Origin of the sequence: Paraburkholderia kirstenboschensis, from assembly GCF_904848585.1 — a bacterium.
Classification (GTDB): Bacteria; Pseudomonadota; Gammaproteobacteria; order Burkholderiales; family Burkholderiaceae; genus Paraburkholderia; species Paraburkholderia kirstenboschensis.
Genome location: NZ_CAJHCR010000002.1, coordinates 380,407 through 395,235, shown reverse-complemented (window position 1 = coordinate 395,235; position 14,829 = coordinate 380,407). Strand labels below are relative to the sequence as shown.

The following is a 14,829-nucleotide window of genomic DNA, read 5'->3' as shown; positions in this document are numbered from 1 at the left end:
AGCAATATGCGCTCCAGCGGGTGCTTTGTAACGACAAAGGCGCCGGGCTTACATCTTGTTACTCGGCGCATATGCGTAGTGCGTAGAGATGCAGTGCGTAGAGATGCGCTCGACGCTTCACAGTCGTTCGCATCGCCAGGTAAATCGGCTGGTGGGCACGCGCACGTTCAGAACAGGCCAATGGCGCTGTACACATGATATTGCGCGATGCCGATAAGCTCGTGCAGCGCGATTTCCGCGTTCACCAGGTTGGAGTAGCGCGGCAGCAGGCCGAGATGCGCGCGGCGCGCGCTGGAGATCAGCGGCTGCGGGGAGAGGCCGAAATGCTGGAAGTCGAGCATCGCGCGCGGCATGTGGTACGCCGACGTGACGAGTATCAAGGAATCGTAACGTGACTGTCCGACAATAGCGGATACGTTGCGCGCGTTTTCGTAGGTCGTGCGGCTGCTGTTTTCCAGCACGATGTCCGCGCGTGGCACCTGTTCGCGTAGCAGGTACGGCAGATAGGTGTCGGCTTCTGTCGCGGGATGCCGCTGTGGATTCCCGCCGCTGACAATCACGCTGCAGATGGTGGCAGCGCGCTTGCACGCCGCGTAGTTCTTCGCGCTGACGTCAATGCGCGTGAGTACATCGCGCGGTGGTACGAGCACCTTGTCCCGGTTGTATACGGTGCCTCCGCCGAGCAGGATGATCGCGGTGCGCGGCGCGAACCGCGCGGGCGCGCTGGTTTGCGCCTGCGGCTGGGCGAGGCGCAGCAACGGAGCTGTGAGCCATCCGGCCGAAACCAGCCAGAAGAAGGCAATTGTGCAAAAGGCGAGGGGGCGTCGAGCGCGCTTCCATATCACGATTGCTGCAAAAAAAAGCGCCAATAAAGTGAATAGAATCAATTTAGATGGGGTAACGTATGTCTTTCGGGATTAAAGCTTCGAGCCTGCTATCGCGCCGCAGCGGTTGCATCGTCGGCTTGAAGGTAGAACGCTAACATGCCGTTCTGACGGGGGTTCCGAATCAAGACCAAGGCAGCACCTGGTGGAATTCGGCCGTAGCGCTTACGACCAGCTTCCAGCCACGGGCGGGTGCCAAGCGCGTCACTGGTGGCGCGGTGACGTGTTGGCATAGATGTGTCATAGCTGCACTTTAAGAAAGAAGTGAGATGACCACGTATTCCAACGAAGCGGTACTCGAAGCGCTGCGGCGAGCGCAATATCGCCAGGTGCCATGGGCCAAACGCCCCGGCGTTTTCCAATATCTTCGCGCGCTAGGCCTCATGGACACCGTTCGGCAGCGCACTGTCGCGCCGGCGCCGGGCTTTCATGCCCCTGTCGACATCGCCGTCCTCACAGACCGGGGTCGCGCAGAATTCGCCCGGCTCTCGCACGCCGAGGGGCTCCTCACCTGGACCGTGCAGCGCATGAACGACTATGTTCTTGCTGCAGTTGAGAGCCGTTCACCCATGCCGCTCGAAGCTCGCACGTAGCGGTTCGCCGCAGCTGGAGCAGGCCTCGTCCAACCTTCATGGCCAGACGGCCCTGGTGGCCGGATGGCTTGGTGCCCCGCGCGGCTACAGGCTCTCGTCGGCGTCATATGCTTCGATTTTCCTGCCGCGCCACGCGGCCGGAAACCTGTTCTATCTCCCGGAATCCTTAACCACTCCGAGCTTGCAAGCACCTACCGGCGCGAGCAAAAAAAAGCCCGTATCACGAAGATACGGGCGTACCGGAATTACTGCTGCCACGCTGTGCTAATGGCGTTAAGTCAGACCGGTGACGCGAGCCGTGGTTCCCCAATATTCGCTGTACATTCGCCGCGCTTTCGCTTTCGCTTTCGCGCTCGATCGGGCGAGCCGCGCGTGATGCACGGCCGGCGCCCCCCGACCTAACGGCGGCGCGACGGCTCACCGTGCGGCGCTTCAGGCCGCGTGCGCACGTTGCTCGCGATATCGCCGCGCAAGTCGCCCCGCGGCGTGGGCGGCGTGAATTCGCGGCTACGCGCTGCGCTTTGCTGCCATGCCTCCATCGAAGCCGTCCGATCGGGGCGCCAATTCCAACCTTGAGGGCGCTGTTGCGCGAGCGTCGATGCGGCCATTGATGAAAGCACAATGCCGCACAGAAGCAGTGACATTGCTTTCATGCTGAGCTCCCGTCCAAGCCCCGTGCATACCAGGCATGTTTGCATACCCATAAGGTATGTCCGCAGACGAAAGCACGCTGTAAGTAATGGTAAATGGATGTTTCACCCGCAACTCTGGGGTTGCGTCAAACGTCTGAGGCAGCGCAGGACGAGGCGGTAGTTGATCGCGGCGGGGGTGGAGGGCCGGCGTGCCGTGTTGGCGCCTTCGGGCGAGAGATAGACAGTCCGGGCGCAGTTGCCGCGAGGGGGCCGTGCAACAGCCAGTCGGCGGAAAAAGCCGCTGAGACGCGGAGCCTAGACGAAGGCGTACGAAGTGAAGCCGTGGGAGATAGGCTCTCAAACAGAGCCGTCTGAGATGCGTTGTCGGCAATTAGCCTGCCGGCAGTGAAGCCGCTGGAACTGAAGCCGTCGCAACGAGGCTATCGGAGCTGAAACCGTCCGAACCGCTACCGTCGGGAATGAAATCGCCGAACCGAGGCCGCCCGAAGGAATCCGCCGGGCAGTCGCCGGGCGGTTCCAGATATGCTCCGGGCGCCACAGGCGCCCGGAGATAGACGATTTCGCTTAAGCCATCTTGACCGGCGCGCGCCACGATTCCGGATTCGTCCAGAATGCGCCGCGCAGACGGTCACGGCTCGGCGGTGCCGGCGGCTTGGCCGCGGTCGCGCCAATGCGTCCGCGCAGCGAGATTTCGCGTCCGCTCGTGCCCAGTCGCTTAACTATTTCGGCGAGCGTACCATCGGCTTGCCACTCGTCGAAACGGCGGCGGCAGGTCGGCGGCGACGGATAGCGGCCCGGCAGTTTGGACCAGCCTTCGCCCGTCGACAGCACCCACAGCACGGCGTTGACGACGGCGCGCGCTTCGACGCGCGGCCGACCGCGACGCTCGCTCCGTGCAGGCTCCGCACAGAACAACGCCTCGACCAGCGCCCACTCGTTGTCTCTCAAATCGTCGAACAGCATCATGTTTCACCTCAGCGAAGCTAACTCCGGTGCGCTGCCCCGCGCCGCGCACTCTCCACGCACTCGATAGGCGAGTGCCAAGGGGGTCGGGTTTGCCACGGTCTGCTATGCAGTCAGAAGTCATGGCGCCGACCCTGTGAGCATGTAAATGCAGGATGTGTGCCAAGTTGAGTCCAACCGCCTGAAAGCCCCGTGACAGCGGGCCAGCGCGGGCGCTAGCTAGGGCCGTATAAGAATCCAAAAAACCCATCTCGCAAATCGGGACAATCACCAATCTTGTGCAACCAGGCCCGCACCGCGTGCGTTTGCGCCTTATTGCTGCATTGCAGCGACTGCGCGCATTCCCGTGGTCGACGCATGAGGCCGGTTACAATGCGCATCAAAACATGCCATTGATGAGCCGACCAAATGAATGTAACGCTGCGCCAGCTAAGGGTTTTCATTGAGGTCGCGCGCCTGCAGAGCTTCAGTCGTGCGGGCGAGGAGATAGGCTTGACGCAGTCGGCGGTGAGCCGTTGTGTGCGTGAACTGGAAGGGGAAATCGGCCTGAAACTGATCGACCGGACGACGCGCGAGGTGCAGCTCACCGACGTGGGCGGCAATCTGGTCGCGAGCGTGTCGCGTCTTCTGATCGATCTCGACGACGCGTTGCGCGAGATTCGCGAAATCGGCGAGCAGCGCCGCGGGCGCGTTGTCGTGGCCGCGAGTCCCACTGTCGCGTGCCGGCTGATGCCCGGCGTGTTGGCATCATGCGGTGAACGCTTTCCCCACATTGCGCTCGGCTTACGCGACGACGTGCAAAGCGATGTCGTGCGCAAGGTCAAATCCGGCGAGGTGGATTTCGGCGTGATCATCGGCCCGTTTGCCGCCGACGATCTGTTGAGCGAATCGCTAATGACCGATTCTTTCTGCCTCGTGTGTCGCGACGATCATCCGCTCGCCCGGCAGAAGCAGATAGGCTGGGGCGATCTCGAGGGCCAGCAACTGGTGATGCTCGATTACGCGTCCGGCAGCCGGCCGCTCATCGACGCCGTCATGCACGAGCACGGTGTGAACGCCAACGTGGTGCAGGAACTGGGGCATTCCGCGACGGTGTTCGGGCTCGTCGAGGCGGGCATCGGCGTGAGCGTATTGCCGTGGCTCGCGTTGCCGTTGCCGGCTGGCGCCGCGCTGGCCGCGCGGCCGCTGGTGCCGCGGGCCGAGCGCACGGTCGAACTGGTGCGGCGTCGCGATCGCTCGCTGTCGCCGGCGGCTGAGGCAGTGTGGGATTTGATCCGTGAATTGCCGGCGCGGGCCGAGGATCTGACCTGATCCGATCAGCGGACAGCACGTTTTGGGGGCTTGCGGTGCACGGGTGTCGGTTGCTCCCGACCGACACCCTCGCGGCTCGATGCGCGCGCCGTGTGCGTGGCTCGGCGTTCGAGCGTCGGACCCTGGGCTAAACTCTCGTCTGCGCTCGCTGGCAGCTGTGCCGGCCGGGAGCGCTTTAGCAGACATTCCTGTTGACTCTCAGCCCGTTACTATCTCGACATCACCTGGAAGCCTCGATGAGCGAACCGGAATTCTCCGTGCCATCCGTCCCTAACGCGCGCGATGCGGTGCGCGCGCTGCGTCCCTCGCAGATCCGTGAAGTGGCCAACGCCGGCTTTGGCGTCGCCGACGTGCTGCCTTTCTGGTTCGGAGAATCCGACCGCGTGACGCCGGCCTTCATCCGCGACGCCGCGAGCGCCGCGCTGTCGGCGGGCGCGACGTTCTATACGCACAACCTCGGCATTGCGCCGCTGCGTGCGGCGCTTGCGGATTACGTCAGCGAACTTCACGGCGAGACGACGGCGGACCATATCGCCGTGACGAGCGCGGGCGTGAACGCGCTGATGCTCGCGGCGCAACTTGTGGTGGGCGCGGGCGACCGGGTGGTTGCTGTCACGCCGCTGTGGCCGAATCTCGTCGAGATTCCGAAAATTCTCGGCGCGCATGTGGAAACCGTCTCGCTCGACTACGGCGAACATGGCTGGCAGCTCGACGTGGAGCGATTGCTGGCAGCGCTCACGCCCGACACCCGCATGCTGCTCGTCAACTCGCCGAACAACCCGACCGGCTGGGTGATGACCCGCGAGCAGCAGCACGCGGTGCTCGCACATTGCCGGGAGCACGGTATCTGGGTCGTCGCGGACGAGGTCTACGAGCGTCTCTATTATCCGGACCATTCCGACGACGGCGAAAGCGCAGCGGGGGCCCGCACCGCACCGTCGTTTCTCGATCTCGCCACGCGCGACGAGCGCGTGATCTGCGTGAACTCGTTTTCGAAGGCGTGGCTGATGACCGGCTGGCGGCTCGGCTGGATCGTCGCGCCCGCGAGCTTGATGGACGATCTGGGCAAGCTGGTGGAGTACAACACGTCGTGCGCGCCGGCTTTCGTACAGCAGGCGGGGATCGCTGCCGTCCAGCAAGGCGAGCGCTTCACGCAGGAACTGGTGCGCGAGCTGAAGGCGTCGCGCGACCACCTCGTGCGGGCGTTGTCGGCCGTGCCCGGCATCGACGTCAAGGCGCCCGCCGGCGCCATGTATCTCTTTTTCTCGATGACGGGCGCCTCGCGCAGCCTGGAGCTCTGCAAAGCGATGGTGCGGGAAGTGGGCCTGGGACTCGCGCCGGGCAGCGCATTCGGTCCGCAGGGCGAAGGCTTCCTGCGCTGGTGCTACGCGTGCGACGTGGCGCGGCTCGACGCCGGTGTCGAGCGCCTGAAGCGGTTTCTGGCATTGCATCGGACGTCATAGTCTGCGCGTGAGCGCGGGGGAACCTCGGCGACAACGAGCGCTCTGACAGATGTACGCGCATTTGCGCAGGTAATCTTCCGCTCAAGCGCTACGCGCTAATGCGGCGGGCATTTTGTCCCGGGGTTCAGCTTTACGCACCGATTGTTTTTGCGTAATATGGCGCTCAGTCACGCGATTCCTGTCCGGAATATCGCTGCTCCGTCCGGCTGGGTTTGGCTCGATAGTCTGTTTCGCCTCCCCCCGGTGCGTGCTCCCATCAATATGACCGATCAGAATCGGGCGAGCGCGTCTTCAGTTCCACATCGTCTGTTTGATCCGGTTCTTTGACCACAGGGTCTGACCTAGCTGCATGAATACCCAAGAGGCGAAGATCGTCCTCGAGACAGCCTTGATCTGCGCGCAGGAGCCGTTAAAACTCGGCGATTTGCGCAAGCTCTTTGCCGACGGCGTGTCGGCAGACACCGTTAGGACTTTGCTCGAAGACCTGAAACAGGATTGGTCGGGGCGCGGTGTGGAGTTGGTCGGGCTGGCGTCGGGCTGGCGGTTTCAAAGCAAGCCCGCGATGCGTTCGTATCTGGATCGTTTGCATCCCGAGAAACCGCCGAAATACTCGCGCGCGGTGCTCGAAACGCTCGCGATCATTGCATATAGGCAACCGGTTACGCGCGGCGACATCGAAGAGATTCGCGGCGTCACGGTGAACACGCAGGTCGTGAAGCAGCTCGAAGACCGCGGCTGGATCGAGGTGATCGGGCATCGCGACGTGCCGGGGCGTCCCGCGCTGTACGCGACCACGCGGCAGTTTCTCGACGACCTCGGTCTGCGCGCGCTGGACGAATTGCCGCCGCTCGCCGACCCGTCGGCGCAACTGAATGCGGATCTGCTCGGCCAGCACGCGATCGAGTTTTCCGACGTCGAATCCGCTGAGGCAACGGCGTCGAACGAAACGAGCGAGCCTGGCGCGCCTGAACTGCGGGAGGCGACCGGCGCAGAAGCAACAAGCGGCGCGGAGCTGGCGGCAGGAACGGAAATCGCTGCGGAGCAGGGTGAAGCGCACGAGGCGCAGCATGTCGAGCGCGCGCAGCCGGAGCCCGGTGAACGGCTGGAAGCGGCGGCTGAGAGCGTCGGTAACCATGAGAGCTTCGACAGTCCCGAGACTGCCGAACAAGTCACGCCCGAGTTAGAGGCAGCGCCTGAAGCGGCGGGCGAGCCGGGCGAGGCGGCTGTGCCAACGCCCGCCGAAGCGGCAAACGTTGCGCCGCTATCGGACACCGCAGAGTCTGAAGTGAATCAAGATCCGGTCTCCCAGGCCGATCCGGCAACACCCGCGCACGGTTCGGGCGTACTCCGCGATACGGAGCACGCCGCCGAACCGAACTCGACCACGGCGGCGCGCGGCGATCAGGAAGATCGTCGCGATGCTGCACAGGACGCAGGCATTCTGACCGACGACGAACCCGAGTCGCGCAGCGCCTGACGTAACCGAACTTTTTTTGCCGCGCCCGCAATGGGCGCGCGCGACCTGACATTTTGAGGTTGTTTTGACACATACCCACGACACCGATTCGTCCGAATCCGAGCGCGCCGTGCCGTCGGCGCGCGCTGACGAAACGCGCACCACGCAAGCGTCGGCAGGCGAGGGCGAGCGCCCGGCGCAGACCACGGAAGCAGACGGCGAGGACCGTCCGCGCCGCGGCCTGCGTCGCGGACCGCGCAGCCTGATTGCCCGGCGCCGCGCTGGAGCCAAGACGAAGGCGGCGGAAGGCGCGCCTGCGCAGGCCGCGCCGGTCGTCGCCGAAGCTCCGCCGGACGGCGAAGTGGTGGCGAAGGTGCGCATGCCGCGCAAGGATGCGGGTGCGAAAGGCCAAGGGCCGCGACGCAATGCGGGCGGTCAGAAACGCGAAGGTCAGCGCGAAGGCGCGCCTCGCGAGGGCGCCCCCCGCGAGACCGGTGCTCGCGAAGGCCAGCGCGAAGGTCAACGCGAACGTCAGCCGCGTGCAGGCGGTCAGCGCCAGAACCGGCGAGGCGGCGAAGCGCCGGCGGCAGCGGCCGACGCGACTCAGGACGACCTGTTCTCGTATGTCACGTCGCCGGCCTTCGACGCCGACAACAGCACGACGGGCGGCGTGCGTGCGCCAATGCTGCGCAGCGGCAAGCCGGCCGCCCCCAAGCGCGTGCTCGCTGCCGACGACGACGCGCCGAAGCTCCACAAAGTCCTGGCCGAGGCCGGCATGGGTTCGCGCCGCGATATGGAAGAGTTGATCGTCGCGGGCCGCGTGTCGGTCAACGGCGAGCCGGCTCACATCGGCCAGCGCATCATGCCGACCGATCAGGTCCGCATCAACGGCAAGCCGGTCAAGCGCAAGCTCGCCAACAAGCCGCCGCGCGTGCTGCTGTACCACAAGCCGACCGGCGAAATCGTAAGTCATGCCGACCCGGAAGGCCGTCCGTCGGTGTTCGACAAGCTGCCGCCCATGAAGACCGCCAAGTGGCTCGCGGTTGGCCGCCTCGACTTCAATACGGAAGGTCTGCTGATGCTGACCACTTCCGGCGATCTGGCGAACCGCTTCATGCATCCGCGCTACAGCGTCGAGCGTGAATATGCGGTGCGCGTGGTCGGCGAGCTGGCCGAAGGCATGCGTCAAAAGCTGCTGCACGGCGTCGAACTCGAAGACGGTCCGGCGAACTTCCTGCGTATCCGCGATGGCGGCGGCGAAGGCACGAATCACTGGTATCACGTCGCGCTCGCCGAAGGGCGCAATCGCGAAGTGCGTCGTATGTTCGAAGCCGCGGGCCTGATGGTCAGCCGCCTGATCCGTACGCGTCACGGCCCGATTTCGCTGCCGAAGGGCTTGAAGCGCGGCCGTTGGGAAGAACTCGAAGACAACCAGGTGCGTGCGCTGATGGCGTCGGTGGGACTCAAGGCGCCGAGCGAGGAGCGCGGTAGCCGCGGCTCCGCGCCGGAGCGCAAGCAGCCCGATCCGATGCAGACGTCGATGGGCTTCATCAGCCGCGAACCGGTGCTGATGTCGCATAGCCGCTTCGAACAGCAGCCGCGCGGTCAGGGCCGGCGCGGTGCGGCAGGCGGCGGCCTTGGCGGCGGCGCGGGGGCTGGTTTCGGCGGCGGCTATGGCAATCGCGGTGCTGGCCGCGGCGCTGGCGGCTTCGGCGGTGCGGGTGGCGGCGCGGGCGGTCCGCGCGGCGGTCGTGAGGTCGACGGTAATCGCGCGCCTTCCGGCGGCGGCAATCGCGCGGCTGGCGGCGGCAAGCGCGCTGGCGGCAACGGCCCGAATCCCGGTGGCGGCAATCGTGCGCCGGGCGGCAATCGCCCGAATTCAGGCGGCGGCAATCGCACGGGTGGCGGCAACGCCAACCCCGGCGGCGCGAACCGCGGTGGCGGCGCGCCTCGCGGTCGTTCGCGCGGGCGATAATCGCCACGCATGGGCTGGCGTTGCGGACGCGTTTGAACCAGCCCTAATGCTCGCCGTCGTGACTCGGTGTGCGACTTCCGTTGCTGTGGCAGCTGACATACGAAGGCTGCGCAGGCGGAAGTAGGGGCAGGTTGTCTCGCCCCGGCTTGCAAAAGTCGCCAAGCGCCGCCATATCGTCCAAAGATCCCCATGAAATCAGGCGGAAATGCGCTTGGCACGGCGTTCTGCGGTTTGCGTTTGTCCTGAAAAATGGCTACAATCGCGAAGTCGCTGGGCGTGCGGCTTTTCATGTGCGGCTCAGGTGCGACCACCGGTAATAAGATGATGGGCGTTTAGCCCATTTTTTTTTGCCGCTCAGTTCATCGTGGTTCGTCATCTCGGGTAGCACGAACGTGCGCCGGCCAGGCGCGCGGCCCGCATTGGTTGTTTGCAGAACAAGCGGCAGGCTCGCTGCGCGAACATCTAAGAGGGCACTGTGCAACTGACGGAACTGATTGAAACCACGGTCGTGGGACTCGGCTACGAGCTCGTCGATCTCGAGCGCACCGGGCGCGGCATGCTGTGTATTTATATCGACCAGCCGGCCGGCATCGCGATCGAAGACTGCGAGAAAGTCACGCGTCAGCTCCAGCACGTACTGACGGTCGAAAATATCGATTATGAGCGGCTCGAAGTATCGTCGCCGGGGCTCGACCGTCCGCTGAAAAAACTGGCGGATTTTGAACGCTTCGCAGGCAGCGAAGTGGTAATCACATTGAAAAAGCCATTGGACGGACGGAAATCGTACCGGGGTATTTTGCATGCTCCGCAAGGCGAGACCATCGGTCTGGAATTTGAAGGGAAGGAAGGCGCCGCGATGCTCGATTTCACGCTCGCGGACATGGACAAAGCACGCCTCGTTCCGAAAGTTGACTTTAGGAGCCGCAAACAATGAGTCGCGAAGTGTTGATGCTGGTGGATGCGCTGGCACGCGAGAAGAACGTCGATAAAGACGTGGTATTTGCCGCGCTCGAAGCGGCTCTCGCTTCGGCCTCCAAGAAACTCTTCGAAGAAGACGCGGATATTCGCGTCCATATCGACCGTGAAAGCGGCGAGCACGAAACGTTTCGCCGTTGGAAAGTGGTGCCGGACGAGGCCGGCCTGCAGGAACCCGATCAGGAAATCCTGCTGTTCGAAGCACGTGAGCAGAAGCCCGAAATCCAGCTCGACGAATACATCGAAGAACCGGTGCCGTCGATCGAATTCGGCCGTATCGGCGCGCAGGCCGCCAAGCAGGTAATCCTGCAGAAGGTGCGCGACGCAGAGCGTGAACAGATTCTGAACGACTTCCTCGAGCGCGGCGAGCACATCATGACCGGCTCGGTAAAGCGTCTCGACAAGGGCAACTTCATTGTCGAAACCGGACGTGTCGAAGCGCTGCTGCGCCGCGACCAGCTGATCCCGAAGGAAAACCTGCGCGTGGGCGACCGCGTGCGTGCCTATATTGCAAAGGTCGATCGCACCGCCCGTGGTCCGCAGATCGAACTGTCGCGTACGGCGCCCGAATTCCTGATGAAGCTGTTCGAAATGGAAGTGCCGGAAATCGAACAGGGCCTTCTCGAAATCAAGGCGGCGGCGCGCGATCCAGGCGTGCGCGCGAAGATCGGCGTGGTTGCTTATGATAAGCGCATCGATCCGATCGGCACCTGCGTCGGTATTCGCGGTTCGCGAGTCCAGGCCGTACGTAACGAGCTCGGTGGCGAAAACGTCGACATCGTGCTATGGTCGGAGGATCCCGCTCAGTTCGTGATCGGCGCGCTCGCGCCGGCAGCCGTCCAATCGATCGTCGTCGACGAAGAGAAGCATTCGATGGACGTCGTCGTGGACGAAAACGAACTGGCGGTCGCGATCGGCCGCAGCGGCCAGAACGTGCGTCTTGCCAGCGAACTCACCGGCTGGCAGATCAACATCATGACGCCGGACGAATCTGCGCAAAAGCAGAATCAGGAACGTGGCGTTTTGCGTGACCTGTTCATGGCGCGTCTCGATGTCGACGAGGAAGTTGCCGACATCCTGATCGACGAAGGCTTCACGAGCCTCGAAGAGATTGCCTATGTGCCGCTCAACGAAATGCTCGAAATCGAAGCGTTCGACGAAGACACCGTCCACGAGCTGCGTAACCGTTCGCGCGACGCGTTGTTGACGATGGCAATCGCGAATGAAGAAAAGGTCGAAAATGTAGCGCTCGACCTGAAGAGCCTGGACGGCATGGACGCCGACCTGCTCGCGAAGCTGGCCGAACATCAGATCCAGACGCGCGACGAACTCGCCGAGCTGGCTGTGGATGAACTGGTCGAGATGACCGGAATGGAAGAGGATGCCGCTAAGGCGTTGATCATGAAAGCACGTGAACATTGGTTCCAGTGAGAAATGACCATGGCGCACTAAATTGAACGCGGCCGTCAGGCCGCATGACCCGATGCTAACCGCAAGGAATCGGTCCTTGCATTAAGAGGAATGAATGGCGAGTAACAACGTAGCCCAATTTGCCGCGGAACTGAAAATGCCTGCAGGCGTGCTGCTCGAGCAGCTGCAGGCGGCAGGCGTCACAAAAGCGAGCGAAGCCGACTCCTTGTCCGAAACGGACAAGGCGCGTCTGCTCGACCACTTGCGCAAGTCTCACGGCTCGACTGATGCAGACAAGCGCAAGATCACGCTGACGAAACGGCATACGTCGGAGATCAAGCAGTCCGATGCGACGGGCAAAGCTCGCACCATTCAGGTCGAGGTGCGCAAGAAGCGCACTTTCGTCCGCCGCGACGAAACCTCCGCTGATGGCGGAGATGCATCGAATCATGTGGCCGAGGCAGCCGAAGTCGACGATCTCGAACTTCAGCGCCGTGAAGAGGAAGCTCGTCACGCAGCCGAGTTGCTCGAGCAGCAGGCTCAGGAACTGAAGGCGCGTCAGGAGCAGCTCGAACGCGAAGAGGCCGAGCGCCAGGCACGCGAGCAGGCTGCGGAAGCCGAGCGCCGTCGTGCCGAAGAAGACGCGGCGAAGAAGCGCGCAGCGGCTGCGGCCGAGGCGGCAGCCCGCGAGAAAGCGCAGCCGGCACCGCAAGTCGCGAAGGCCGAAGCGGCGCCTGCCAAACCGGCAGAGCCGGTCGTCGCGAAAGACACCGAGCAGGACGACGAGCGCGCCGCAGCCGAGCGCGCGGCTCAACGCGAAGCCGCTAAGAAGGCGGAAGATGCAGCACGTCAAGCTGCGGAAAAAGCGCGTGCCGAACAGGAAGAAATCGCCAAGCGCCGCGCGGCGGCCGAAGCCGAAGCGCGCGCGATCCGCGAAATGATGAACACGCCGCGCAAGGCGCAGGTGAAGGCGCCGGAACCGGCACCGAAGCCCGCTGAGCCGGCCAAGGCAGCCGAAGCCAAGGGCACGCTGCATAAGCCGGCGCGTCCGGCTGGCGAAGCTCCGGCGCGTCCGGCTGCCAGGAAGCCGGCTGCCGCGGCTCCGGCCGCAACCACCACGCCGTCCGTTGGCGACAAGAAGAAGCCGGGCGGCAAGGGCGGCTGGCAGGACGACGCAGCCAAACGCCGCGGTATCAAGACGCGCGGCGATACGAGCGGCGGCGTCGACCGCGGCTGGCGCGGCGGCCCGAAGGGTCGCGGCAAGCATCAGGACCAGAACACCACGTTCCAGGCGCCGACCGAACCGATCGTGCGTGAAGTGCACGTGCCTGAAACCATCACCGTCGCCGATCTGGCGCACAAGATGGCAGTGAAGGCGTCCGAAGTCATCAAGTCGATGATGAAGCTCGGCCAGATGGTCACGATCAACCAGATGCTGGACCAGGAAACGGCGATGATCATCGTCGAAGAACTGGGCCATCACGCGGTTGCGGCCAAGCTGGACGATCCGGAAGCAATGCTGGTCGAAGGCGAAGTGTCGGATGCGGAAGCATTGCCGCGTCCGCCGGTCGTCACGGTCATGGGTCACGTCGACCACGGCAAGACCTCGCTGCTCGACTACATTCGCCGCGCGAAGGTTGCAGCGGGCGAAGCGGGCGGCATTACGCAGCACATCGGCGCTTACCACGTCGAAACGCCGCGTGGCGTCATCACGTTCCTCGACACGCCGGGTCACGAGGCCTTCACGGCCATGCGTGCTCGCGGTGCGAAGGCAACGGACATCGTCATTCTGGTGGTCGCAGCCGACGACGGCGTGATGCCGCAAACGAAGGAAGCGATCGCCCACGCGAAGGCTGGCGGCGTGCCGCTCGTCGTCGCGATCAACAAGATCGACAAGCCGGATGCGAATCCGGACCGCGTGAAGCAGGAACTCGTCGCGGAAGGCGTCGTGCCGGAAGAATACGGTGGCGATTCGCCGTTCGTCTCGGTGTCGGCAAAGACCGGCGCGGGCATCGACGATCTGCTGGAAAACGTGTTGCTGCAAGCCGAAGTGCTGGAACTGAAGGCACCGGTCGAAGCCCCGGCCAAGGGTCTGGTTATCGAAGCGAAGCTCGACAAGGGTAAGGGTCCGGTTGCAACCATCCTGGTCCAGTCGGGTACGTTGAACCGCGGTGACGTGGTGCTGGCAGGTAGCGCCTACGGTCGTGTGCGAGCCATGCTGGATGAAACCGGCAAGCCGACCAAGTCCGCTGGACCGTCGATCCCGGTCGAAATCCAGGGTCTGTCGGAAGTCCCGCAAGCAGGCGAAGAAGTCATCGTCATGCCGGACGACCGCAAGGCGCGTGAAGTCGCGCTGTTCCGTCAAGGCAAGTTCCGCGACGTCAAGCTGGCCAAGCAGCAGGCCGCGAAGCTCGAGAACATGCTGGAGCAGATGGGCGAAGGCGAAGTGGCGTACATGCCGCTCATCGTCAAGGCCGACGTGCAAGGTTCGCAGGAAGCGTTGGTGCAGTCGCTGCTCAAGCTTTCCACCGACGAAGTGCGCGTGCAGATCGTGCACGGCGCCGTGGGCGGCATCAGCGAGTCCGACGTCAACCTGGCAACGGCTTCGAAGGCGGTCATCATCGGCTTCAACACCCGTGCGGACGCACAGGCTCGCAAGCTGGCGGAAGCCAACGGTGTCGACATTCGCTACTACAACATCATTTACGACGCAGTGGATGAGGTGAAGGCCGCGATGTCGGGCATGCTGGCTCCGGAGAAGCGCGAAGTCGTCACGGGTACGGTCGAAGTGCGTCAGGTCTTCAAGGTGCCGAAGATCGGCGCGGTGGCAGGCTGTATGGTCACGGACGGTTTCGTCAAGCGCTCGTCGTCGGTGCGCGTACTGCGCAACAACGTCGTCATCTTCACGGGCGAGCTGGATTCGCTCAAGCGCTTCAAGGACGACGTGAAGGAAGTCCGCCAGGGCTTCGAGTGCGGTATGTCGATCAAGAACTTCAACGACATCGTCGAAGGCGACCAGTTCGAAGTCTTCGAGGTCACCGAAGTCGCGCGTACGCTGTAAGTCACGCGGCACGGTTCCAAGGGGCGGAGCGGGCATCAACGCCCGCTCCGCCCGTTGTTTTTGGGGCCGCCGTTTCGCCTGTCTG

The 14,829-nt window shown here is 63.8% G+C and carries 10 protein-coding genes and 1 pseudogene; 8 read left to right on the top strand and 3 right to left on the bottom strand.

The window, feature by feature from the left end:
• Nucleotides 1-167 precede the first annotated feature (167 nt).
• Entirely contained in the window at nt 168-845 is a 678-nt protein-coding gene (locus tag JMY24_RS08385) for a YdcF family protein (RefSeq protein WP_128594859.1), read from the bottom strand.
• 308 nt (nt 846-1,153) lie between these two features.
• Here JMY24_RS08385 and JMY24_RS08380 point away from each other — a divergent pair, with 308 nt between their 5' ends.
• Nucleotides 1,154-1,477 carry a hypothetical protein gene (locus tag JMY24_RS08380; protein ID WP_128591234.1) on the top strand — a complete coding sequence of 108 codons (324 nt, stop codon included), beginning with the start codon at nt 1,154-1,156 and terminating at the stop codon, nt 1,475-1,477.
• Nucleotides 1,478-1,875: 398 nt separating this feature from the next.
• Here the strand turns inward: JMY24_RS08380 and JMY24_RS08375 are convergent, their stop codons facing one another.
• Both JMY24_RS08375 and JMY24_RS08370 read right to left on the bottom strand, forming a co-directional pair.
• Nucleotides 1,876-2,130, bottom strand: coding sequence for a hypothetical protein (locus JMY24_RS08375; RefSeq protein ID WP_201701820.1), 255 nt, complete (start codon nt 2,128-2,130; stop codon nt 1,876-1,878).
• A gap of 567 nt (nt 2,131-2,697) precedes the next feature.
• Nucleotides 2,698-3,093: pseudogene (locus JMY24_RS08370) on the bottom strand (transposase); the annotation flags it as partial.
• Nucleotides 3,094-3,501: 408 nt separating this feature from the next.
• On the opposite strand from JMY24_RS08370, the gene JMY24_RS08365 reads away from it, so the two are divergent.
• The 7 genes from JMY24_RS08365 (at nt 3,502) to infB (ending at nt 14,744) form a co-directional block, all read left to right on the top strand.
• A complete protein-coding gene (locus tag JMY24_RS08365; protein ID WP_201701818.1) occupies nt 3,502-4,404 on the top strand; it encodes a LysR family transcriptional regulator in 903 nt (300 codons plus the stop codon).
• Between the two features lie 236 nt (nt 4,405-4,640).
• Entirely contained in the window at nt 4,641-5,867 is a 1,227-nt protein-coding gene (locus JMY24_RS08360) for a pyridoxal phosphate-dependent aminotransferase (protein WP_128594861.1), read from the top strand.
• A 349-nt stretch (nt 5,868-6,216) separates the two neighbouring features.
• Nucleotides 6,217-7,344 (top strand): SMC-Scp complex subunit ScpB, encoded by a 1,128-nt coding sequence (gene scpB, locus JMY24_RS08355; protein WP_128594862.1) that lies wholly within the window; start codon nt 6,217-6,219, stop codon nt 7,342-7,344.
• Nucleotides 7,345-7,408: 64 nt separating this feature from the next.
• Nucleotides 7,409-9,298, top strand: coding sequence for a 23S rRNA pseudouridine(2605) synthase RluB (rluB, locus tag JMY24_RS08350; RefSeq protein ID WP_201701816.1), 1,890 nt, complete (start codon nt 7,409-7,411; stop codon nt 9,296-9,298).
• Between the two features lie 475 nt (nt 9,299-9,773).
• Complete coding sequence (gene rimP, locus JMY24_RS08345; protein WP_007182297.1) at nt 9,774-10,232, top strand: ribosome maturation factor RimP; 459 nt, start codon at nt 9,774-9,776, stop codon at nt 10,230-10,232.
• Nucleotides 10,229-11,704 carry a transcription termination factor NusA gene (gene nusA / locus JMY24_RS08340; RefSeq protein ID WP_128592292.1) on the top strand — a complete coding sequence of 492 codons (1,476 nt, stop codon included), beginning with the start codon at nt 10,229-10,231 and terminating at the stop codon, nt 11,702-11,704. Before rimP ends, nusA begins: the two co-directional genes overlap by 4 nt.
• 94 nt (nt 11,705-11,798) lie before the next feature.
• On the top strand, nt 11,799-14,744 hold the full coding sequence (gene infB / locus JMY24_RS08335; RefSeq protein WP_201701814.1) for a translation initiation factor IF-2: 2,946 nt from the start codon (nt 11,799-11,801) through the stop codon (nt 14,742-14,744).
• The last annotated feature ends 85 nt before the right edge of the window (nt 14,745-14,829 follow it).